The following is a 21979-nucleotide window of genomic DNA, read 5'->3' on the forward strand; positions in this document are numbered from 1 at the left end:
TATCAATGAAATCTATGTTGTAACTGAACCTCTGACCTAACTCTGAGTTGTGCACAAACTTAATGTGATTGGTATTACGACATTACTGTCGATTTTGATAATAGGCTTGTTCGGTAAGCTGATGATATTCGCGAATGTCCTGATAGAAGCTTTGATAAGAGTCCCACACCTTCGCGACCATTGCATCCTGTTTCGCCATATCCATGATTACCTCTTCACTGAGTTTTTTTAGTTCCTGCATCACCGGCTCAGGGAAAGTGCGCACTTCAACATTATGTTGATTTACCAAAGTTTTCAGGGCGTTGGCATTACGCGCTGTGTATTCATCAAGCATATCCTGATTTACTGCACGTGCTGCCACTTCGATAATTTCCTGCAGGTCGGCTGGTAATTCATTAAATGCTTTTTCGTTAATCAGGAATTCTAACGTTGCCTGCGGTTCCTGCCAGCCGGAAGAATAGTAATACTTAGCGGCTTTATAAAAGCCAAAGGCATTATCGTTATAAGGTCCGACCCACTCCGATGCATCCAACGCACCGCTTTGTAATGATGAAAATATCTCGCCACCCGGCATATTGACCGGTACTCCACCAGCGCGTTTAAACACTTCACCACCGATGCCACCAATGCGCATTTTAAGACCTTCTAGGTCTGCCATGCTGTTAATCTCTTTGTTAAACCAGCCAGCAAACTGGACACCGGTGTTGCCACCAGCCATCGGGATCACGCCAAACGGTTTGTATAGCTCGCGCCACAACTCAAGACCGCCACCATAATGTAACCAGGCATTGGTTTCATGAGCGTTCATCCCAAACGGAACCGCCGCAAAAAACGACGCGGCTGGTGCTTTTCCTTTCCAGTAATAGGCTCCGCTATGGCCCATTTGCGCGCCACCGGTCGAGACTTCGTCAAATACCTGAAATCCCGGAACTAATTGTCCGGCGCCAAAGACTTCAATGGTTAACCGGCCATTACTCATGGCATTCACATATTTGGCAAATTTTTCCGGCCCCATGCCCAGACCCGGAAAATTCTTGGGCCAGGAGGTAACAAGTTTCCACTTATAGTTTTTTTGTGGCGCCGCATCGCTGCCGGACTGAACCTGTTTTTCACCGCAGGCAGCCATCGCCAGGGTAAGACCGGCAATAAGCAACGCTTTAATCGTCTGTTTTTTCATTATTGTCCTTATTATTTTTAACTAGGTTGGCCGACACGCTTCAATGACCGACAACCACAACCATCAGGAATACAAATTATCCGGTAACCAGGTCGCGAGCTCCGGGAAAATTGCCAGGGCCACCAGCAATATCAACTGGATCAGGATAAAGGGCAATACACCTTTATAAATTTCCAGGGTTTTTATACTCTTATCGGCAACACCGCGCAAATAAAATAAGGCAAAGCCAAACGGCGGCGTTAAAAAGGAGGTTTGTAGATTGACCGCGATCATAATGCCAAGCCAAACCGGATCTAAGCCCATCATCAATAAAATCGGCGCAACAATTGGGATCACGACAAAGGTAATTTCTATAAAGTCGAGAATAAAGCCAAGCAGGAAAATCACTACCATTACCAATATGGTTGCGGATATTACCCCACCCGGAAGGTCACTGAAAATACCATGAATCAGGGTTTCGCCACCGAGGCCGCGAAAGACCAAAGAAAACAAACTGGCACCAATTAAAATCATGAATACCATCGAGGAGATTTTCAATGTCGATTGCATGACCGCTTTTAACGCATCCAGGCTTAACTGCTTTTGCGCAGCGGCGAGTACCAGTGCGCCGAAGGCACCAACACCGGCAGCTTCCGTTGGCGTTGCATAGCCAGCGAGGATCGAACCTAATACGATCACCATCAGGGCTAGTGGCGGTAGCAATGCACCCAATAAACTCGACCAGTTAACCGCTTCCTTATCTGCACCATGGGCTGGTGCCATTTCTGGCTTTAACCAGGTGATAATAATAATGTAAGCAATATACAGTCCAACCAACAATAAACCCGGGATTACCGCACCCGCGAACAAATCACCAACACTCACCGTGTCCGGGTTAAAATTGCCCATATCCAGCTGCGCCCGCTGATATGCATTACTTAACACATCACCAAGTAGCACCAGGGCAATGGACGGCGGAATGATTTGTCCTAAGGTACCTGTCGCACAAATAATACCGGTGGAAAACGAGGTGTTATAACCACGCTTAAGCATCGTCGGAAGTGATAACAGACCCATGGTAACAACGGTAGCGCCGACGATTCCGGTGCTTGCTGCCAGCAGCATACCGACCAAGGTGACCGAGATTGCCAAACCACCGGGAAACCTCGAAAACAGTTGCGCCATCGAAGTTAACAGTTTCTCGGCGATTTGTGCCTTTTCCAGAACCGCCCCCATAAACACGAACAGGGGCACTGCCAACAGGGTCTGATTATTTAAAATGCCATAGATTCGGCTGGGAAATGCCGATAAATAAGAGGTGTCGAATGCTCCAAAAAGCGCCGCTACGCCAGCAAATAGCAAGGACGTTCCGGCCAGTGTCAGCGCTACCGGATAACCGATAAGTAACACCAGACAGATACAGGCGAACATTAATAATGCTAAATATTCCATTACACCTGCTCCATCTCTTCATGCTTTACATCGAGCTTGCCCTGCAGTATTAAAACATTACGGCAAACCTCGGCAATGCCTTGCAAGCTCATGGTAAAAGCTAGGGCGTAAATCAAAGACTTATTGAGATATACAAATGGCAGTCCCCCGGGTTCACGGGATTTTTCCATGATATTCCAGGAGGCGGAGATAAAATCGCTACTGATCCAGGCCATAAAAATCATTACCGGGAGCAGCAAAAACACAGTACCGAATAGATTTATCCAGGCCTGAGTTTTTTCACTACAGCGGTGATAAAACACATCGACGCGCACATGGCCATTATGTTTTAAGGTATAGGCAGCGCCCAACATAAAAATAGTGGCATGGGCATAAAGAACAGATTCTTGTAGCGCGATCGAACCAATATTGAAACCATAGCGCAATACCACAACCAAAAAGGTAAGTAATACAATAACAAGGGTTAACCAGGCTATCAGCCTTCCCAGGATTTCATTGACCTTATCAATGAATGTAACGACTTTTGCAAGCCACTGACCGAACATTCAATCCCCCAAATAACGGCTTCTTCAAGTCCTTGATGACGCTGAGTTATTATTTTTTTAGCTATTGATACCAGAATTAGAGGGAAATAGGAAGGAAGAAGGTGGAAGGTGGAATCGAATCAAAAAACGATTCGAGGGTGGAGTTGAAGTCGAGCTTCAAAGTTGGAGTCAAGGCAAGCCTTGAAGGTTATAGCCGCATATGGCTGGTATGCCGAAAATGAATGGACGCGTATTTTCGGTGGAAGGTGGAATCGAATCAAAAAACGATTCGAGGGTGGAGTTGAAGTCAAGCTTCAAATTTGGAGTCAAGGCAAGCCTTGAAGGTTATAGCCGCAGATGGCTGGTATGCCGAAAATGCACGGACGCGTATTTTCGGTGGAAGTAGTTCTGCCAACCCTCTCCCACCTTTAATGCGGCCGTTCTATTTTTTACTCGCGCAATCAGGAGAACTTGGTACCTGATCGGCAGACATCTTATGCCATTGTTCCGGGTCATAGGCGTGAATTGCCAGGGCATGGATATGATTTGCTAACTCGTCTGCTAATACGGCATTGATGGCACGGTGGCGTTGCAGTAATCGCTGCCCGATAAACTGTTCGCTAACCACGACGACTTTAAAGTGAGATTCACTGCCCTCTGGCACATTATGCATATAGCTTTCATTAATCACCTGCAAATGAGTCGGTGATAGCTCAGAAATTAACTTTTGTTCGATTTGTGCGGCAATTGTCATATAAAAAACTCTTAGCTAGAAAGTAACCCGTTGAAGTTACTTAGATACGGGCACTACCGGATGCTTTATGATGCGATAGGTAAGATTGATACGGCCATGCATAGGTTTGGCAGATTTTGGCAGACTATGCTGCCAGTTTTCCTGTAACGACCCATACATGATTATTAAGCTCCCAGATTTTAATAATATTGTCTGCTTTTCGCCACTGCTTTTGTGCCGCAGGCAAAACCGTCGCTCCTGTCCCACGGATACACTGGCAATTACTGGCTTATCGCCAAGCGCTTTTTCATCATCACTATGCCAGCCCATTGAGTCCTGGCCATGACGATACCAGTTTCCGAGCACTGAATTGAACGTCAATCCGGTGACCATGTTTACATCCACAAGTATCTGCTTCAGTGTTGCCGTCCATGGTTCGGGAATCAAGTCCAGTCCCGAATATCGATAGGTACTTTCCGGATCACCATGCCAGGCCTGCAGTCGTGGGATGTAAACCTTTTTTCCAAAAATGGAAATTTGCTCCTGACGCCACTTCATTTCATGCTGCAGGTTAACAAACATATCCGCGGCCTGTTGTTGTGAATAAAATGCAGGCATAAACAACAAGTTATCATCGCAGAAATATTGAGCTCCTTTAGATCTGGGATCGGATCTGATAAAACCTTGTAGTTTTTTGGAAATAGCCATGGGTTGCCTGTGGCATCTGACTTTGAATAATGCGACAATAGCCTCGTTGGTTAAATTTTTAAAGAAAAATTAACATCCCCGTCACAGTGGATGCATTGAAACCGAATCATTTGCTAAGCCATCGTGTTTAGCATTAAAGCGACGAGAACAAAAACAAATGCTCAGCCCCTGCCTGAATCCGCGAAAAGCGGAAGGTTTGTTATTAGACCAAGCGCCCGACAGCATTGATGATGCCCAGCGAGCGGAGTTGCTTGTGCTCGAACGCTTCCCCGCCGCCCAGGTCAATCGAAGCCTGCAGGCCTGGGACAGTGGCGATGAATACCTGCTAAAAACCCTCGTTGAACAGTCTCTAATTACTCCCACTACTGATGCTAAGAAAATTGCCATTTTCAATGACAGTTTCGGTGCCCTGTGTTGCGCCCTTAGCCAGCAACAGGTGACATTTATTAGTGACTCGTATGTGGCAACTCAGGGTTGTAAAGCAAACCTGGCCAATAACCTGCTGTCACAAGACAATATTGAATTCTGTAACAGCATCGAAATGCCTGCTGATAAAGTTGATTTGGTGCTGGTAAAACTACCGAAAATAAAAGCGCACTTTCACTATCAGCTGCAACAGATTCACCGCCTTTGTCACGACGGTACGCAAATTATTATTGCTGGCAAGGCAAAAGAGATACATACCTCGACATTAAAACTGGTCGAACAGCAACTTGGTGATTGCCAGACTTCGCTCGCCTGGAAAAAATCACGACTGATTTTCGTTAACAGAAATGTAAAACTTCAGGCTCCACTGCCCGAGCTAAAACAATGGCAATTGAATGAATCAGGCATGCCTAGTTTAACGATTAGCAACCATAGCAATGTGTTTTCCCGTGATAGCCTGGATATCGGTGCCCGTTTTATGATGCAGCACCTGCCGAAAGTGAAAACCGGCAGCAAAGTCGCTGACCTGGGCTGCGGAAATGGTGTTCTCGGATTAGCATTGTTACAGCAACAACCTGATATTAAACTACATTTTTTTGATGAATCGTACATGGCGGTAGCTTCAGCAAAAATCAATGTAGAGCAAAACTTTCCCCAACAATTGTCCCATTGTCAGTTTCACTGGAACGATTGTTTAAGCCAGGTAGAGGCTTCGAGCCTTGACCTGGTTTTATGTAATCCCCCATTTCACCAACAACAGGCGGTCACTGATCATATCGCCTGGCAAATGTTTCAAGATTGTTATCAAGTCTTGGATAGTGGTGGTGAAGTCAGGATAATAGGCAACAGACAACTGGGATACCATGTCAAATTAAAAAGACTGTTTGGTAATGCCCGTGTTGTCTCGAGTAATAAGAAATTTGTTGTGTTATCTGCGGTAAAATTATGAAACTAAAAAATCTCCTTATTATTGGTACTGTATTACTCACTTCGGCATGTGCGGAAAAAACCGGCATGGTCGAATTGCAACCGGATATTATGAATACTCCGATCCGAATTTATGACCAGAAGAGCGCCAAGATATCGGTTACCGATAGTCGCGATAAAGGCCATATCATCGAAGTACTGAATATTGACCGTCCTTCAACGACGATCGATTCTTCGGCGGCCCTATCTAAGGTACTGAATAACCAATTTCGTTATCAGTTGTCTAGCCAGGGCTTGAACGTAAACGAACAAAGCGACCTGAAAGTGATTTTTGATGTCGAGCGTGCCCGCACTTATGTAAATCAGGACGTCCTTGATTATCGTGCCAATACCATCATCAAACTACAGGTTAAACTAGAAAATTCGGCACAAACTATGTCGAAGACTTTTACCCTGCGAGCTACCAGCCGTGGACCTTTAAGTGCTAACCTTGAAACTCTGCAAAAAGATTTCAATACCCAACTGTCTAAGCTGATTGGCCAGGTGTTGGAAGACGAACAGTTGCAAACATTCATTAAAAGCTAATAAAGGTTAGGACATGTTTCTTAAGAAGTTGTTGGTCATCGTAGTTTGTTTACCATTGATAGTTACCCAGGCATTGGCTCACCCACAACCTGAAGGGAAAGTGATCGCCGCCAGTAACCTGTATCCACAAATAAAAATGGAAACCAACAAAGGTGTCATCGTCGTTGAATTAAATCGGGTTAAAGCACCTATAGCCGTCAACAACTTCATTAACTATGTCATTGCCGGTGAATACAACAATACGATTTTTCACCGTGTGATTGACGGTTTCGTGGTTCAGGGTGGCGGTTACGACAGCAATCATATCCCCCGCAAAAATGGTAAAGAAATATACAATGAATCGGGTAATGGCTTGAAAAACGAAGTCGGTACCATTGCCATGGCCCGACAGAACGATCCCCATTCAGCGATTCGTCAGTTTTATTTCAACGTTGGTGATAACACCAGCCTCGATCCGGGACGTAACTGGGGCTATACCGTTTTTGGTTACGTGACTCATGGCGAAGAATTGTTGATGGAAATGGCCGGCGTTGAAACCGGGTTTAACGAAGACTTAAACCTTGATGACGTGCCAGTCGAGCCGCTTATTCTTATCAAAGCGACGTTAATGCCGGAAGGGTATATTCACGAAGGCTGATGCCTTTCGCGGGAGTTATAACTCCCGCAGCACGTATCAAACGGCGATACTTCGAGCACGTGACGGAAAACGTCACTCCGAGCACACAATCAAAGATTGTTCCTAGCACGCGACAAACAGCGTCGCTCCTAGTTAAAAGCAAATCAAAATCGTCATACCGTGATACTACACGGTATCTTAAACTAAGTCCGAGTTCCTCTTAAGTGCCAATGACGGGATTGAAACTCCCTAAGCACGTATCGCAAGCGATACTCCGAGTACGTGGCAGAAAATGCCACTCCGAGCACGCTGATGTCATCAGCTCCGAGCACACGCTGTTCCGAGCAAAAAGCAAAAGCCCTTGTGTCATTCCCTGATACTACAGGGAATCTTGGCCAACCTTGAATGACTGAATTGTGCCATTAGCTGCCCGTTAGCAATTGCTAATATAAGGTGATTTGGGAGTGTTAATGCACGCATAATGAGCAAAAGAAGTTAGTTAAAATTAAGCGGCGATAGCCTCAGTTCTGCTTCGCGTCTCATAATATTAGAAAAATGATCTTTTGGTACTAATATTAGATCTAAGTTAGATTGAGATGGATTTTATTTATGAAGCAGGGAGTGGGCTTAAACCTTTCAGCAGTAGTAGACGGCAAGAATAACAACTTTAACCTCATCCGAATGTTCGCAGCCGTCCTGGTTATATTTAGCCATAGTTTCCCTCTCGCTACATCAGAGAAACTTTTTGTATCTGATTACCTTGGGATTTCGTTGGGATGGATTGCTGTCGACATATTTTTTATTACAAGTGGTTTGTTGGTCTGCAAAAGTCTTCTTGCAAACACCAACTTAATAATGTTTACCATATCGAGGTTGTTACGAATTTATCCCGCCTTGCTATGTTCAGTTATATTGTGTTGCCTTTGGGGGGCGTTTATAACGGATCTTCCTTTAACGCAATATCTTACTCATATTGAGCTTCGTGATTTTCTATTCTATAACTCGACGATTATATTTACAGACTACCAAAACCTACCTGGTGTGTTTTTGAATGCCCCATTTGACAGGGCGGTCAATGGTTCATTGTGGACCTTACCTTGGGAACTGAGAATGTACGCAGTCATCGCAGGATTGGGAATGTTATATGTTACTTTAAGAAAGTTTAATTTCGCTCCTTACCTTGTAAGTTTAGGTATAATCGGCATCGCTTCCTGTAGCTTAGTTCTGTGTATTTACGCCCATTTTTATGATGACTATTTCGCAACATTTTATGAAAAATTGTTTAGGTTTACTGCGCTTTTTTTTATAGGCGGAACAATATATCTAATCAGGAAGCACATATATTTGAATTTAAAATATTTAGGAGCCGTTATATTAGTTGTACTTATATCTCGAATTTTTGGAAAGGAAGCTTTTTATACTGCTTATGTATGCAGCTTGGGCTACATTATTTTATGTCTTGCGTATCTCCCTACTGGGCGCATACTAAGTTATAACAAACTTGGGGATTATTCATATGGAATGTATATATACGCTTGGCCAGTCCAACAATCTTTAGTCATTTATTGGCAAAATATTTCACCACTTCAAGTGTTCTTATTTAGCTTTACTATCGCATTATGTTTATCGATTTTTTCTTGGCATTTAATTGAAAAACCATCCCTAAAATTAAAGAGTTTTCTTCTGACAAAAAGAGACAAAAAGACCTATTCTATACTTGATCACGAAGTAGAGATAACGGAACGCCGCCTGTAAACTTACTTGCAGAAATTATTGCCACTTACTTACGCAAAAGCATTAAGAGTAATTGAACTCACAGCTCATTCCAGCCTCTGACTGTTTACCCAAATTACCGGATTATATTGACGGACGCAAACGTGTCGGTTCATATAACGGCTCGTGAGCAATTGATAATAAAAAACGTATGTAGGCGTAATCTATCAATTAAATGTCGAGTTGGCCCTGATCGATCCAACCCAAAAAAAACAATTATTTTCATTAAGTTATCTGATAATCTTTTATTTCCTGTATCTGACAGGTATTTCTTATTCTAAAAGGAGTTAAATATGATTAAGAAATTTGTATTTTTGGTTAGCATCATGCTAACAGGATGCTCAACAATAACCATACAACCAGAGCAAACGGCAAAATACTCTTCCGAACCAACTTATGAAGAATCAAAGCACTTTTTTTTATGGGGAATCGTTGGAGAACATAGAGTAAATGTGACTGAAATATGTGGTAACCGAGAAGTTATCCAGATGCAATCTCAACAAACCTTTGTTGAGGGCGTACTGGGTTTAATTACTTTAGGCATTTATTCACCTCATTCAGTCAAAGTTTGGTGTTCAGAGGCGGGCGAAATATCATGAAAAAAGCACTAACATTTATCGCAATATTTTCGCTATCTGCATGCACTACTATTCATTTTGATAAAGTACCTGTTACTACAGAAGCGACTGTTCATAAAGAGCAATGGCATCACAACTTTATACTTTCATTGTATGAAGGTTCTTCTCCTGTCGATTTAAATAAAGTTTGTCAAAAGCAGGAGTGGGTTACGGTTAAAACCGAAACTTCCTTTATTAATGGCTTAGCTGGCGCCGCTGCAAGTACAATTATTGGGCCGATGTGGACCCCAAAAACAGTTGAAATAAGTTGTAAATAACTGAGTTTGTAATTATGTGGTAGTTGTGTCTCGTTTAATCTTGACATACTCACAGTGCTTATTTAATTGCAAGCGCACACAAGACACCGAATGGTAAGCAATTTACCTTTCATGTGCATACATTTTTGTGTCAAAGGTAATTGCATTAAAAGTGCTATTAATGATTAATTGATAGCACTTTATTTTTTACCGCTTTGTGCCTGGCTGCCGCAACGCTTTAAGAAAAAACAAAAGTAAAATAACAAATGAATATGCAGCAATGCAGTTGATAAGGAGCATTACTTTTATGCGCGGCGTATTCATATACCAATTTGCTATCTTTCGAATCGATAAGGTCATTTTTTTTAGAATAAGATGAGCCGATATATGCAAATGATAAAAGAAAAGAGAATATAAAAGTCCATTAATACATTAAGATTTCCTATCAAATTAAGATATGGAATGAATTACGAAATAAGTTGAATTAGAATCCAACAACAAGCAGTCTTTGAGTTTCATTCGATAAGTATTAAGTGAAATTTAACCGTCTTCGTTTCACTGGTAAGAGACATTAACCTTTTCAACCCGTTATCACCAAGAGTTGGATTTTCAAGCCGATTGTTAGCCAATGATTAACTTAAACTAGACATTAGCCACCGTAGTCACCCTGTGAGAGCTCTAGCTCGAAGCTGTCACCCGGTGAGACATAAAGTCGCAACCCCACCCTATGAGACCCTAAGGTCGCAATTGTCAGCCGATGAGACCTTCAGGTTGCAATCACACTTCCTTCTTCCCTTTTCCACGCAAATACGTTAGGTTAGTTTTTGACTAAAAAGGGATCAGCATACAGGACGTTTTTCTGCGGCCAGACGCTGACATAAAATAATAAATTGCGCTAAAACATCGAGGTTGCCGTGCCAGTCGACCACTTTATCAATGAAAAAATCTCACAATTGATGTACTACCTGAATGCGCTGTTAAAAAAAGAAGTACATCCGACTGAACTGAATTTGTTTATCTGGGACTGCTTTGAAGAATGGAACATCCTCAAAGTCACCGATGACACACCGAACAATGCTCGCGAACGGGTTTTCTGGCATTTACTGCATGAACTTAAGTTGGGTTCAGGCTCCTTAAACGACCTTGATAACGACTGGAACCTGAAGTTCGAAATAGAAACCTGCATGGACTTTTTAGAGGGGCAAGGACGTTATCCAATTCACTGTGTCGGATGGCGCCCGGTTTAATCAAATCGAGCGAACTCTCGCCTCTGTTACCCGGTTTCTCGCCTCCAGCGTTTTTCTCCTTGTATGGACAGCTGATAATTTGCTAGTCTCGGGACAGCGCTCATAACAAAGACTCTAATTTGTGCATTCATTTCGTCAATCTTTATCGTATTTCTCCAATCCCAAATTATTAACGATTTTTTGTTTTGGCATTGCCAGCGGTTTTCCCTGGGTATTGATTGGTTCGGCCATGACTGCCTGGTTAACCGATGAAGGCCTGAGCCGCTCTTCTGTGGGTTTATTTGGATTAATCTTTGTTTCCTATTCGATTAACTTCCTCTGGTCACCTTTAGTCGATCGGGTAAAACTGCCGGTTATTGGCCGATTAATGGGACAGCGGCGCAGCTGGATATTCCTCACCCAAATCGCCATCGTTATCTGTGCATGTGCGTTATCCATGTTTGACGCAACCTCACAACTGGCAACAATGGCCATCGTTGGCTTGTGCCTGGCTGTAAGCTCTGCGACTCAGGACATTGCCATAGACGCCTATCGTATCGATGTACTGGATCAGGACGACGCCAGTATGGCAGCCGGTTCTGCGATGGCAACCTCTGGCTGGTGGACCGGTTATGCCGGCCTTGGTGCAATCCCCTTTTTGCTAGTCGATCATACTCAGCTGTACTGGCCACAGGTCTATCTGGTGCTGACATTAATCATGAGTGTTTTGTTAATCGTCGTATTGGTCGCTTCCGAACCTAAGACAAACCGGGCGCAACAACAGGATGAAATTCAGCAGGGCTTTTTACAGCAAGTTCCCCAACACCCAATGCTTAGCTCAGGCATTATCGCCAGCATGTTAAGCTTAATTGCGTTAATTGCCTATGCCGGCTTTAGCTTTCCACTTTGGCCGGAACAATTAATTGATCGCAGCGATGCAGCTTCATTCAGCAGCGTTATCGGCATTGGCCTGTTGGGGCTGATGTTTTACCTGCTAAAAGCCCTGCATCAACAACCACAAATGGCTTCAACCTCGCCGCAAATCCAGGTTAACGGATTACACCGCATCATTGCCTGGTTGTTAACCACGTTAGTAGCACCATTACATGAGTTTTTTACCCGCAACGGTACCCGGTTTGCGTTGTCAGTACTGATGTTTATCTTCTTGTTTAAACTTGGCGAGGCTTACCTGGGACGAATGAGCCTGGTGTTTTACAAGGAAGTTGGATATTCCAATACCGATATCGCAGTCTTTTCCAAACTGATGAACTGGTGGGTAACCATATTATTTTCCCTGATAGGCAGTGTCTTTACGATACGATTTGGGATTATCAAAGGCCTGTTTATTGGCGGTATCGCGATGGCATTATCTAACCTGATATTTTCGGTGATTGCCCTGACAGGCCCAAGCCAATGGCTGCTTGCGGTAGCGGTACTGGTAGACGGATTCACCGGAGCCTGGGGCAGTGTCGCATTTGTCGCCCTGTTATCGGTTCTGTGCAATCGCACCTTTACCGCCAGTCAATATGCGTTAATGGCGTCAATAGGCACTTTTGGTCGGGTAACCCTTGGTTCTTATTCCGGAGTGATTGTTGATGGCCTGGATGGTAATTGGGCATTGTTTTTCGTACTCACGGCACTGATGGTGATCCCCAGCCTGCTATTTCTGTATAGCATCAGAAAGCCTTTGGCAAAGATAATTGCAAGCAATAAGCAAGCAAGTTAAGCTTTTAAAAAATATACCAACAACAATCCGGTAAGTTACAACACTATGATACGATTATTTATTCTTGTACCCATTATCATGTGCCTGGTCTGGTGGTGGTACCTGAAACAGCATAATTACAGTGCCAAAGATGGATTTAAAGGCTTTATGTACATTGCTGCTTTTAATCTGATTATCATTGGCTTTTTTACTATGATGATCCATCTAACCTCCGAGTAAACAGTTTACTGCGGCCATAATGATTGCGCCGCCCCTTGCTATACTGTACCCTGCACCACCGCTTACGCAGGTCAAAAGGCCTGCTTTATCCCACAATGAGAATTCTATGAGTTTTGACGCTCTGGGCCTGAGCCCGGCAATTATTGCAAACCTTAAACGCCAACAATATCAGAATCCCACTCCTATTCAGGAGCAAGCGATACCTGCGGTTTTAAGCGGCAAGGATGTAATGGCAGCTGCACAAACCGGTACCGGTAAGACTGCAGGCTTTACCCTGCCAATCCTTGAGCGATTAAATCAGGGTGAACAAGTCAAAAGTAATCATATTCGCGCTTTGATTCTCACCCCGACCAGGGAATTGGCAGCACAGGTCGCCGAGAGCGTTGAGACTTACGGCCAGGGACTGGACTTATCCTCTGCCGTGGTGTTTGGTGGGGTAAAAATTAATCCCCAAATGATGCGCCTTCGCAAGGGCGTCGATATACTGATTGCCACCCCAGGCCGATTGCTGGACTTGCATCAACAAAACGCGGTGAAATTCAATCAGGTTGAAGTTCTGGTACTCGATGAAGCGGACCGAATGCTAGATATGGGCTTTATTCGTGATATTAATAAAATTCTCGAATTACTGCCGAAAAAGCGCCAGAACCTGTTGTTCTCAGCCACTTTTTCTGAGGACATAAAAGCACTGGCGAAAAAGCTGGTTCATAAACCAATAGAAATATCGGTCAACCCAGCTAATGCCACTGCGGTTACTGTCGAGCAATGGGTTTACCCGACCGACAAAAAGAAAAAACCCAAGTTACTATCCTACCTGATTGGTCATCATAACTGGCAGCAGGTATTGATATTCTGTAAAACCAAACATGGCGCGAATCGCCTGACACGCCACCTCGAGGAGGATGGTATCAGTGCCTTAGCCATTCATGGGAATAAAAGCCAGGGGGCGAGAACCAAAGCGTTGGCGCAATTTAAAGAAGGTAAAATTCGGGCGCTGGTCGCCACCGACATTGCTGCCCGTGGCCTTGATATTGACCAGCTGCCACAGGTAGTGAACTTTGAACTGCCTCATGTTGCCGAAGATTACGTTCATCGTATTGGTCGCACCGGACGAGCCGGCAGTAGCGGCCAGGCTATCTCCCTGGTGTGTGCCGACGAGTTTAAGTTATTGGTCGCCATAGAACGCCTCAGCCAAAAACTGATCCCGCGGCAGGAAGTCGAGGGGTTTGAGGCATCAAATGAGCTGCCCAAATCTCATGATGTACGACCATTTAAACCGAAAAAGCCGAAGAAACCGAAAAAACCTAAGGTTGAACATCAGGACGGACAACGAAGCGCGGATGTTGCTGTCGGTCACAGACCAGAGAAGAAAAAACAATCACCTCGCGCTGATAACCCTTATGCGAAAAACACCTCAAACCGCCGCCGGGGTAGACCTGGTTCGGGTTCAAAAGGACAACCGAGACGCCCAGCAGGTGGCAAATAACCACCACGATACTTTCATTGGCTAGCGCGTTTGACGCGCTCCATGGCGTTTTTCGCCACCCGGTTATGACATTAAACTGTGGAATTATCAGTTGCTTAGTTAATTTAACTTAGCTATAACCAAAGCATAATTAATCAACTTTGGTTGCATGCATGCAAGACAGGTTTGTTACCGGCAAGGTAGTTCAAGTAACGCAGTTTACAGGCGGGTGCTTCGCAATAAAGGTACAAGCGCCGTTACCTCCCTATTATGCCGGTCAGTTTACCAAACTTGGACTGATGATTGACGGCAAACTGGTCAGCCGCGCCTATTCTTTTATCAACCACCCCAGCGACAAATTTCAGGAGTTTTACCTGGTCGAAGTCGCTGACGGCTTACTTTCGCCCAGGCTTAAAGCGCTAAACACCGGCGATGATATTTATCTGTACAAAAACGCCAATGGCCTTATCACCCACCAACGGCTACCCGATGCAGACAACCTTTGGTTTTGGGTAACTGGTACTGGCGTAGGTATCGCCCTGTCACTATTAAAGGATCCACAGATAAGGCAAAAATATAAAGAGTTTGTAGTGTTACATGGTGTTAGCGACGCAGGTAAAATCCATTATCTTAGCGAACTCAGTCAGATGGGGGAAAACGTCCACTATTACCCGGTTCTCAGCCGGGAAACGAACCCAGACTACTTACATGGCCGCATTACCCACTTTTATCAGGAGCTGGAAACGCAAATCCCACAGCAGTTAACCCCTGAAACATCACACATTATTTTGTGTGGCAACCCGGCGATGATCACCGACGCCAATACCCTGCTCAGCGAACATGGATTTCGCAAACATAGAACCCGCGAACCCGGTCACATCACCATGGAGCGATATTGGTAGGCTCTGTGTATGTAGCGTTATTTATTGATTAAAAGCGTTTTTTCTTAAGCTTTACATCCAGGCCATGGAGATTGCTATCATCAATGGTCAGCTTAAACTTTTCGGCGCCAATTCGAGTTCTAAACTGTACTTCTTCCCCATCTTCCTTATCCACATCGTAGCCTTTCACTTCACCGTCAAGCTGGCGCCGGGTAATGCGGGCAGCATTATTTTCCCGGGTACCTTTTTCAATTTCTACGACGGCAGTTAACACTTCATCACTGCCCTCCTGCTGAAAGGTCAGGGTAAAAGAGCCATCTTCGGTTGCTTTTCCGTCGAAATAAATGCGCCATTTGTCAGAGTAATCATCGGCAACCGCATTGAAACTTAATAAACTACACAGAATAACCAGAAAGGTGGTTAGGGTGAATCGCTGTAATTGCATAACTACCTCAATCAGAAAATGAATTACAGTCTAACAATATAGCAGAGAAACGGATTTAACATTCCCCGCGGCAGGCTTGGTAACGCCGTTTACGGCTGATCCGTCCACACCGCTAATTCATTGCCGTTTGGATCTTTAAAGTGAAAGCGCCGACCGCCGGGAAAGTCAAACACCGGGGTACTGATCTTGCCTCCTGCGGCAACTATCTTTTGTTCAGTTTCGCCAATATTGGTTGAATAAAGAACGACTAATACACCACCAGATTGCTGAGTACTTTGCGTGTCGGCCTGATAAAAACCACCATCGATAACACCATCATTAAATGCCAGGTAGGTATCACCATACTCAGTAAACTGCCAGGAAAACACCTGTTCATAGAAAGCACGTACTTTACCTAAATCACTGGCCGGAAATTCCAGGTAGTTTATTTTTTCATGGTTCGACATGTTAATTCTCCCAATTTAGTCATCATATTGCTGCAGGCTGCGCTTTAAAGCAACAAGGGCAGAAAAAACCTGTCCTTGTTGCTCGTTTTACATTGATGATTAACCAACAAGCGCCAGTAACACACCCGCGGCAACCGCCGAGCCGAGAACACCGGCGACGTTAGGCCCCATCGCGTGCATCAGCAGGAAGTTATGGCCATTGGCTTCCAGGCCAACCTTATTAACGACCCGTGCAGCCATGGGTACTGCGGATACACCGGCAGCACCCACCAGGGGGTTTATCGGGTCTTTTGAAACCTTACTCATCAGTTTTGCCATCAACACGCCAGCGGCAGTGCCGATCGAAAATGCTATCGCGCCGAGGGCGAGAATACCGAGCGTTTCTGCATTGAGGAATTTATCCGCACTTAACTTTGAACCAACGCCGAGCCCTAAGAAAATGGTCACGATATTGATCAATTCATTTTGTGCAGTAGAACTGAGGCGATCAACGACGCCACATTCGCGCATTAAATTACCAAGACAGAACATGCCAACTAACGGTGTCGCCGCCGGTAAAAACAGAATCGTCATCATCAACACGGCAAGTGGGAAAATAATTTTCTCAAACTTGTTTACATGCCGAAGCTGCTTCATTTCTATCTTGCGTTCCTGTTCATTAGTCAGGGCCTTCATAATTGGTGGCTGAATAATGGGCACCAGGGCCATGTAGGAGTATGCCGCAACGGCAATCGCACCGAGTAAATCCGGGGCCAGCTTGGAAGCCAGGAAGATAGCGGTTGGGCCATCTGCGCCGCCGATGATCGCAATTGCCGATGCATCTTTGAGGCTAAAATCAAAACCAGGAATCAGGTTCAACGCAATAGCGCCAAATAAGGTAGCAAAGATACCAAATTGAGCAGCAGCGCCGAGCAATAGCATTCTCGGGTTTGCAATTAAGGCGCCAAAGTCGGTCATCGCGCCGACGCCCATAAAGATTAGTAATGGAAAGATGCCCGTGTCTATCCCAGCATCATAAACATACTTTAATAAGCCACCGGCTTCAGTAAAGCCGGCGATAGGAATGTTTGTCAGAATGGCACCAAATCCGATAGGCAGTAAAAGTAAGGGCTCAAATTTTCTGGCAATGGCCAAATATAACAAGCCCAGGCCTACAGCCATCATGATCAATTGCTGATAGTGAAAGTTGGCCAGCCCCGTTGATTCCCATAGGGTAATTATCGACTCCATGACTATGCCCTTATCCGAGATTCAACAGTGGATCACCAACGGCAACCGAATCGCCTTGTTTCACCAGGATGCCGGTAACTGTACCCGGTGTCACCGCGCGGATCTCAGTTTCCATTTTCATCGCTTCCATGATCATCACGACGTCACCGGCATCAACTGCCTGACCTTCACTCACCAGAACTTTAAAAATATTACCGGCAAGAGGAGCATTTAAGGTATCAGAGCAATCCACTGAAGCCGATTGTTTGATGGCGTCATCGCCAGCCGGAGCAATATTTTCTATACTGCCACCTGGTGCCACGACCACCTCGTACACCTTACCGTCAACCCTTACCGAGTAACTCTCCGGGCCACCGGTCGGCACGCTGGCACTAACCTGTGCAGGCGTTTGTTTAGTATCTTCCTTCGAAGGAGCTGGCTCAAAGGCATCGGGATTATTACGATTCTCCAGGAATTTCAGGCCAATTTGCGGGAACAGTGCATAGGTTAGCACGTCATCAATCTTGTCATCCGCCAGTTCAATGCCTTTTTCAGAGGCTAAGCTTTCCAACTCTTCAGAAAGTTTGTCCATTTCCGGGGTTAGCAAGTCGGCAGGGCGACAGGTAACCGCCGCCTCACCGGCGAGGACGCGCTCTTGCAATTCGGCATTGACGGCATCTGGTGTCGCACCATATTCACCCTTTAAAACACCAGCGGTTTCTTTGGTAATGGACTTATAACGTTCTCCGGTCAGCACGTTAAGCACCGACTGGGTGCCGACGATCTGCGACGTTGGAGTCACTAACGGAATGTAGCCTAAGTCTTTGCGAACCTTAGGGATCTCGGTTAATACTTCATCAAGCTTGTCTGCGGCGCCCTGTTCTTTTAACTGGTTTTCCATATTGGTTAACATGCCACCTGGAACCTGAGCCAATAAAATACGGGCATCAACGCCTTTCAGGCTACCTTCAAATTTCGCATATTTTTCACGAACATTGCGAAAATAAGCCGCCACTTCCGCAAGTTTTACCATATCTAGCCCGGTGTCACGCTCACGCCCCTCAACTATTGAGACAATAGATTCTGTCGGTGAATGACCATAAGTCATACTCATCGATGATATCGACGTATCGATTACATCGACTCCGGCATCGATGGCTTTCATGTGGGTTGCCACACTCAATCCGGTAGTTGCATGGCAATGCAGGGAAATGGGTAAAGACACGGACTCTTTGATACCCATAATCAGTTCCTGGGCATCGTAAGGATTCAGCAAACCGGACATATCTTTAATACACAGGGAATGAGCTCCCATGTCCTCTAATTTGCGAGCCATGGTCAGCCAGCCTTCCAGCGTATGCACCGGACTTTCTGTGTATGAGAGCGTACCCTGTGCGTGGGCACCGACCTTTACAGCCGCTTTAATAGCGGTTTCAAGGTTGCGGGTATCATTCATCGCATCAAAGATGCGAAATACATCAATCCCGTTTACGTGCGCTCGTTCAACAAATTTTTCAACAACGTCATCAGCATAGTGACGATAACCAAGGATATTCTGGCCACGAAACAACATTTGCTGTTTGGTTTTTGGCATAGCCGCTTTTAACGCACGAATCCGATGCCAGGGATCCTCCCCGAGATAACGAATACAGGAATCAAACGTTGCGCCGCCCCAGGATTCAATCGACCAAAAGCCAATCTCATCTAATGTTGGGGCGATGGGTAGCATATCTTCCAACCGCATCCGAGTTGCCAGCAATGACTGGTGGCCATCTCTAAGCACGAGTTCCGTAATACCTAATGGATTTGTCATGCAATGCTCCTATTTTGTTGTTTTATTTTTTCTGTAGTGGCTGATGGCCGAAGTGATTGCGGCAACGATTGGCGCCGGAACGGGTTTTTCCATGGCAGATGACGATGGGAGATGCCGAGGTGTTTTTTCAACCGAGATCGGGTCAGGAAAGTAGCGTCCAACTTTAGCAAGCAGGTGGATGGCAACAATTAATAAACTTAAAAAAGCGAAGACAAACACCATGCCGACTACCATTAATGTACCGGCTTCGATAAAGGTTTCTGCGATGTTTTCCATACTGCATATCCATGTCCAAAAGAAATAGAATAATCACTCCAATTTTTATAATCAATGAGCAATTGTCAAAATAGTGTAAAAAATGTGAACAAAAAACAACAGCTACGGGCAATAAATCGACAATTAGTTCAGGCTGGAGCCACTGCAAAGATAAGGAAAATATCGCGATTAGTGGAATAGTTGAAAGTTATTGCAGGGGGATTAAATACAAAAAAGGCAGAGTATAAAACTCTGCCTTTTCGAAGAAGTGGCGGACACGGCAGGAGTCGAACCTGCGACCGCCTGGTTCGTAGCCAGGTACTCTATCCAGCTGAGCTACGTGTCCGCAAAAACTGTAAATATAGCTGCGATATTCGCGAAAGCCTAGTCTGGATAACTATCATTCGCAGCTATTTGTAAGAAGTAAAAAGGCAGAGTGAAAACTCTGCCTTCTCGAAAAATGGCGGACACGGCAGGAGTCGAACCTGCGACCGCCTGGTTCGTAGCCAGGTACTCTATCCAGCTGAGCTACGTGTCCGCAATCAAGTGTCACAGTACTTGATACTGTCCAATTATACACGTTAGGAATCGCGCCAACAGGAACTGTTGATTTCTTGTTTTTTACCACCTAGAAGAAGTGGCGGACACGGCAGGAGTCGAACCTGCGACCGCCTGGTTCGTAGCCAGGTACTCTATCCAGCTGAGCTACGTGTCCGCAATCGAATCGCCATTCAAAAATTGAATGGCGGTGAGGGAGGGATTCGAACCCTCGATAGGGTTTAACGCCTATACTCCCTTAGCAGGGGAGCGCCTTCAGCCTCTCGGCCACCTCACCGATGGCGTGCATATTAATAGATTCGAAAAATAAGTCAAACGATTTTTTCGGATTTATTTCCGTTTGCTGATTATTCAAACAACCTGCTGGTTTTTCACGCCAATATGTGCTGAAGGCTCGTTTTTTCAGTCGCTAATTATTGGTTACCGACGTTGTCTTCATCCCCTTTTTCAGCCTGAATTCGCATGTAAATTTCTTCGCGATGGACTGAAACTTCTTTCGGGGCATTTACGCCGATTCGAACCTGGTTACCTTTCACTCCCAAAACTGTGACGGTGACGTCATCGCCCACCATCAGAGTTTCTCCAACCCGTCTTGTTAAAATAAGCATCCTTCATGCTCTCCTTTAAATTAGAAATCACGTTAATGTTATCAGACTCACCGAACAGACAAAATAAATTAACTTAAAATTTACCTAACGCATTACCAAAATTTAGCAAACAAACTGAAAAAAAGTTATTAATTCTCTAATTTAATCAAAAACTTTTTATGTAAAGTCTGCACGGCATGATTTAAATCACTCTCTAGCACCAATACGGAAATTTTAATTTCAGAGGTACTGACCAGGAAAACCCGAATTTTTGCCGCTGCCAGCGTTGCGAAAATGGCCGCGGTTATCCCCGTATGACAACGAATACCATTGCCGATCACCGAAACTTTGGCGAGTTGCTGGTTCCCTTCAATATCAAGCAGTCCCAGCTCGTCTTGCAATGCCACCAGACACTGCTCAGCCTTATAAAAGTCATTACGAGGCACAGTAAAATTTAGATTCATTAATCCTGGCGTGGTGCAGGATTGCACTATCATATCGACTTCGATATCCAGTTCAGCAAGTTCGGAGAAAACCCTGGCATTAAGCGCGACCAGATCTGTCTGACTGCTCAACGAAAACATCGCTTCTTCTTTTTGCGCGGTCACTGCACTCACAGGGTTGGTAGACGCCGCTTCCTGTTGAAAATCGATCATAGTGCCCTCCCCAGGCATAAAACTCGATAATACCCGCAACGGCACTTTAAACTTCCCCGCATACTGAACAGAACGAGTCTGCAGCACTTTCGCACCCGAACTCGCCATCTCCAGCATTTCTTCAAAGGTAATTGCAGGAATTCTTCTCGCCGTTGGATCAATTCGTGGATCCGTCGTATAAACACCATCGACATCGGTAAAAATCTGACATTCCTTCGCCTGTAATGCGGCGGCGATGGCAACCGCTGAGGTATCGGAACCGCCTCGTCCGAGCGTAGTTATGTTGTTTTCATAATCAACACCCTGAAATCCGGCAATAATTACGATATGACCTTGTTCAAGCTCGGCTGCCAGGCGTTTATTATCAACATCAATAATACGGGCATTGTTAAACCGGTTATTGGTACGAATACCGATTTGATGGCCTAGAAAGGAGACAGCTGAAAAGCCTTGTTTGATAAGCGACATCGCCAGCAGAGAAATAGAAACCTGTTCGCCACTGGCAAGTAGCATATCCAGTTCCCTGCCACTCGCTACCGGGTCGATTGAACGGGCAAGGTCCATCAGTCGGTTGGTTTCACCAGACATGGCCGACAAAACCACCACCACCTGATGTCCCTGTTGACGGGTAGCAATGACCTGCGCGGCCACCGCTTTGATACGCTCGGGGGAACCTACAGAGGTTCCCCCGAATTTCTGAACAATGATTGCCATTGCTG

The 21979-nt window shown here is 45.1% G+C and carries 23 protein-coding genes and 4 tRNA genes; 11 read left to right on the top strand and 16 right to left on the bottom strand.

Annotated elements, in window-relative coordinates:
• Positions 1–82: 82 nt before the first annotated feature.
• From E8M12_RS10790 to E8M12_RS10810, 5 genes are all read right to left on the bottom strand, one after another.
• On the bottom strand, positions 83–1177 hold the full coding sequence (locus E8M12_RS10790; RefSeq protein WP_136736158.1) for a TRAP transporter substrate-binding protein: 1095 nt from the start codon (positions 1175–1177) through the stop codon (positions 83–85).
• Between the two features lie 63 nt (positions 1178–1240).
• Positions 1241–2608, bottom strand: coding sequence for a TRAP transporter large permease (locus E8M12_RS10795; protein ID WP_136736159.1), 1368 nt, complete (start codon positions 2606–2608; stop codon positions 1241–1243).
• A complete protein-coding gene (locus tag E8M12_RS10800) occupies positions 2608–3153 on the bottom strand; it encodes a TRAP transporter small permease subunit (protein WP_136736160.1) in 546 nt (181 codons plus the stop codon). The genes E8M12_RS10795 and E8M12_RS10800 overlap by 1 nt, the downstream gene beginning before the upstream one ends.
• A gap of 421 nt (positions 3154–3574) precedes the next feature.
• Complete coding sequence (locus E8M12_RS10805) at positions 3575–3886, bottom strand: BolA family protein (RefSeq protein WP_136736161.1); 312 nt, start codon at positions 3884–3886, stop codon at positions 3575–3577.
• A 36-nt stretch (positions 3887–3922) separates the two neighbouring features.
• The gene (locus E8M12_RS10810; RefSeq protein WP_136736162.1) at positions 3923–4573 is read right to left on the bottom strand and encodes an alpha-ketoglutarate-dependent dioxygenase AlkB family protein; all 651 of its coding nucleotides are present in this window, start codon (positions 4571–4573) and stop codon (positions 3923–3925) included.
• A 157-nt stretch (positions 4574–4730) separates the two neighbouring features.
• Here E8M12_RS10810 and E8M12_RS10815 point away from each other — a divergent pair, with 157 nt between their 5' ends.
• The 11 genes from E8M12_RS10815 (at position 4731) to E8M12_RS10860 (ending at position 15312) form a co-directional block, all read left to right on the top strand.
• Entirely contained in the window at positions 4731–5948 is a 1218-nt protein-coding gene (locus E8M12_RS10815; protein ID WP_136736163.1) for a methyltransferase, read from the top strand.
• Positions 5945–6511 carry a YajG family lipoprotein gene (locus tag E8M12_RS10820; protein WP_136736164.1) on the top strand — a complete coding sequence of 189 codons (567 nt, stop codon included), beginning with the start codon at positions 5945–5947 and terminating at the stop codon, positions 6509–6511. Before E8M12_RS10815 ends, E8M12_RS10820 begins: the two co-directional genes overlap by 4 nt.
• Before the next feature lie 13 nt (positions 6512–6524).
• Positions 6525–7148: a peptidylprolyl isomerase gene (locus tag E8M12_RS10825; protein ID WP_136736165.1), complete on the top strand. Its 624-nt coding sequence runs from the start codon at positions 6525–6527 to the stop codon at positions 7146–7148.
• 588 nt (positions 7149–7736) lie between these two features.
• Complete coding sequence (locus E8M12_RS10830; RefSeq protein WP_136736166.1) at positions 7737–8882, top strand: acyltransferase family protein; 1146 nt, start codon at positions 7737–7739, stop codon at positions 8880–8882.
• Positions 8883–9193: 311 nt separating this feature from the next.
• The gene (locus E8M12_RS10835; RefSeq protein WP_136736167.1) at positions 9194–9499 is read left to right on the top strand and encodes a Bor family protein; all 306 of its coding nucleotides are present in this window, start codon (positions 9194–9196) and stop codon (positions 9497–9499) included.
• Entirely contained in the window at positions 9496–9795 is a 300-nt protein-coding gene (locus tag E8M12_RS10840; protein WP_136736168.1) for a Bor/Iss family lipoprotein, read from the top strand. Before E8M12_RS10835 ends, E8M12_RS10840 begins: the two co-directional genes overlap by 4 nt.
• An 893-nt stretch (positions 9796–10688) precedes the next feature.
• The gene (locus tag E8M12_RS10845; RefSeq protein WP_136736169.1) at positions 10689–11021 is read left to right on the top strand and encodes a hypothetical protein; all 333 of its coding nucleotides are present in this window, start codon (positions 10689–10691) and stop codon (positions 11019–11021) included.
• A 121-nt stretch (positions 11022–11142) separates the two neighbouring features.
• A complete protein-coding gene (locus tag E8M12_RS10850) occupies positions 11143–12726 on the top strand; it encodes an AmpG family muropeptide MFS transporter (protein WP_246034110.1) in 1584 nt (527 codons plus the stop codon).
• A 45-nt stretch (positions 12727–12771) separates the two neighbouring features.
• Positions 12772–12945 carry a hypothetical protein gene (locus tag E8M12_RS16330; protein ID WP_169303124.1) on the top strand — a complete coding sequence of 58 codons (174 nt, stop codon included), beginning with the start codon at positions 12772–12774 and terminating at the stop codon, positions 12943–12945.
• 106 nt (positions 12946–13051) lie between these two features.
• The gene (locus tag E8M12_RS10855) at positions 13052–14431 is read left to right on the top strand and encodes a DEAD/DEAH box helicase (protein WP_136736170.1); all 1380 of its coding nucleotides are present in this window, start codon (positions 13052–13054) and stop codon (positions 14429–14431) included.
• A gap of 152 nt (positions 14432–14583) precedes the next feature.
• Positions 14584–15312 (top strand): ferredoxin--NADP reductase, encoded by a 729-nt coding sequence (locus tag E8M12_RS10860; protein ID WP_136736171.1) that lies wholly within the window; start codon positions 14584–14586, stop codon positions 15310–15312.
• Positions 15313–15340: 28 nt separating this feature from the next.
• Here the strand turns inward: E8M12_RS10860 and E8M12_RS10865 are convergent, their stop codons facing one another.
• From E8M12_RS10865 to E8M12_RS10915, 11 genes are all read right to left on the bottom strand, one after another.
• Complete coding sequence (locus tag E8M12_RS10865) at positions 15341–15736, bottom strand: hypothetical protein (protein ID WP_136736172.1); 396 nt, start codon at positions 15734–15736, stop codon at positions 15341–15343.
• Between the two features lie 89 nt (positions 15737–15825).
• The gene (locus E8M12_RS10870) at positions 15826–16182 is read right to left on the bottom strand and encodes a VOC family protein (RefSeq protein WP_136736173.1); all 357 of its coding nucleotides are present in this window, start codon (positions 16180–16182) and stop codon (positions 15826–15828) included.
• A 99-nt stretch (positions 16183–16281) separates the two neighbouring features.
• A complete protein-coding gene (locus E8M12_RS10875; RefSeq protein WP_136736174.1) occupies positions 16282–17412 on the bottom strand; it encodes a sodium ion-translocating decarboxylase subunit beta in 1131 nt (376 codons plus the stop codon).
• 10 nt (positions 17413–17422) lie between these two features.
• Positions 17423–19204, bottom strand: a complete 1782-nt coding sequence (gene oadA / locus E8M12_RS10880) for a sodium-extruding oxaloacetate decarboxylase subunit alpha (protein WP_136736175.1) — start codon at positions 19202–19204, stop codon at positions 17423–17425.
• A gap of 9 nt (positions 19205–19213) precedes the next feature.
• On the bottom strand, positions 19214–19480 hold the full coding sequence (locus E8M12_RS10885) for an OadG family protein (RefSeq protein ID WP_136736176.1): 267 nt from the start codon (positions 19478–19480) through the stop codon (positions 19214–19216).
• Between the two features lie 248 nt (positions 19481–19728).
• Positions 19729–19805, bottom strand: a tRNA-Arg gene (locus E8M12_RS10890).
• A 115-nt stretch (positions 19806–19920) separates the two neighbouring features.
• Positions 19921–19997 (bottom strand) — tRNA-Arg (locus tag E8M12_RS10895).
• Between the two features lie 100 nt (positions 19998–20097).
• Positions 20098–20174: transfer RNA gene (locus E8M12_RS10900), tRNA-Arg, on the bottom strand.
• A 28-nt stretch (positions 20175–20202) separates the two neighbouring features.
• Positions 20203–20294, bottom strand: a tRNA-Ser gene (locus E8M12_RS10905).
• Between the two features lie 136 nt (positions 20295–20430).
• Entirely contained in the window at positions 20431–20625 is a 195-nt protein-coding gene (gene csrA / locus E8M12_RS10910) for a carbon storage regulator CsrA (RefSeq protein ID WP_136736177.1), read from the bottom strand.
• 128 nt (positions 20626–20753) lie between these two features.
• Positions 20754–21974, bottom strand: a complete 1221-nt coding sequence (locus tag E8M12_RS10915) for an aspartate kinase (protein WP_136736178.1) — start codon at positions 21972–21974, stop codon at positions 20754–20756.
• Between the last annotated feature and the right edge of the window lie 5 nt (positions 21975–21979).

The sequence above is a fragment of the Thalassotalea mangrovi genome, from assembly GCF_005116735.1.
In the GTDB taxonomy this organism is placed as follows: Bacteria; Pseudomonadota; Gammaproteobacteria; order Enterobacterales; family Alteromonadaceae; genus Thalassotalea_A; species Thalassotalea_A mangrovi.

Coding starts and splice junctions, on each gene's coding strand:
- E8M12_RS10790 (WP_136736158.1), bottom strand. CDS start 1,177: ATGAAAAAACAGACGATTAAAGCGTTGCTTATTGCCGGTCTTACCCTG.
- E8M12_RS10795 (WP_136736159.1), bottom strand. CDS start 2,608: ATGGAATATTTAGCATTATTAATGTTCGCCTGTATCTGTCTGGTGTTA.
- E8M12_RS10800 (WP_136736160.1), bottom strand. CDS start 3,153: ATGTTCGGTCAGTGGCTTGCAAAAGTCGTTACATTCATTGATAAGGTC.
- E8M12_RS10805 (WP_136736161.1), bottom strand. CDS start 3,886: ATGACAATTGCCGCACAAATCGAACAAAAGTTAATTTCTGAGCTATCA.
- E8M12_RS10810 (WP_136736162.1), bottom strand. CDS start 4,573: ATGGCTATTTCCAAAAAACTACAAGGTTTTATCAGATCCGATCCCAGA.
- E8M12_RS10815 (WP_136736163.1), top strand. CDS start 4,731: ATGCTCAGCCCCTGCCTGAATCCGCGAAAAGCGGAAGGTTTGTTATTA.
- E8M12_RS10820 (WP_136736164.1), top strand. CDS start 5,945: ATGAAACTAAAAAATCTCCTTATTATTGGTACTGTATTACTCACTTCG.
- E8M12_RS10825 (WP_136736165.1), top strand. CDS start 6,525: ATGTTTCTTAAGAAGTTGTTGGTCATCGTAGTTTGTTTACCATTGATA.
- E8M12_RS10830 (WP_136736166.1), top strand. CDS start 7,737: ATGAAGCAGGGAGTGGGCTTAAACCTTTCAGCAGTAGTAGACGGCAAG.
- E8M12_RS10835 (WP_136736167.1), top strand. CDS start 9,194: ATGATTAAGAAATTTGTATTTTTGGTTAGCATCATGCTAACAGGATGC.
- E8M12_RS10840 (WP_136736168.1), top strand. CDS start 9,496: ATGAAAAAAGCACTAACATTTATCGCAATATTTTCGCTATCTGCATGC.
- E8M12_RS16330 (WP_169303124.1), top strand. CDS start 12,772: ATGATACGATTATTTATTCTTGTACCCATTATCATGTGCCTGGTCTGG.
- E8M12_RS10855 (WP_136736170.1), top strand. CDS start 13,052: ATGAGTTTTGACGCTCTGGGCCTGAGCCCGGCAATTATTGCAAACCTT.
- E8M12_RS10860 (WP_136736171.1), top strand. CDS start 14,584: ATGCAAGACAGGTTTGTTACCGGCAAGGTAGTTCAAGTAACGCAGTTT.
- E8M12_RS10865 (WP_136736172.1), bottom strand. CDS start 15,736: ATGCAATTACAGCGATTCACCCTAACCACCTTTCTGGTTATTCTGTGT.
- E8M12_RS10870 (WP_136736173.1), bottom strand. CDS start 16,182: ATGTCGAACCATGAAAAAATAAACTACCTGGAATTTCCGGCCAGTGAT.
- E8M12_RS10875 (WP_136736174.1), bottom strand. CDS start 17,412: ATGGAGTCGATAATTACCCTATGGGAATCAACGGGGCTGGCCAACTTT.
- oadA (WP_136736175.1), bottom strand. CDS start 19,204: ATGACAAATCCATTAGGTATTACGGAACTCGTGCTTAGAGATGGCCAC.
- E8M12_RS10885 (WP_136736176.1), bottom strand. CDS start 19,480: ATGGAAAACATCGCAGAAACCTTTATCGAAGCCGGTACATTAATGGTA.
- csrA (WP_136736177.1), bottom strand. CDS start 20,625: ATGCTTATTTTAACAAGACGGGTTGGAGAAACTCTGATGGTGGGCGAT.
- E8M12_RS10915 (WP_136736178.1), bottom strand. CDS start 21,974: ATGGCAATCATTGTTCAGAAATTCGGGGGAACCTCTGTAGGTTCCCCC.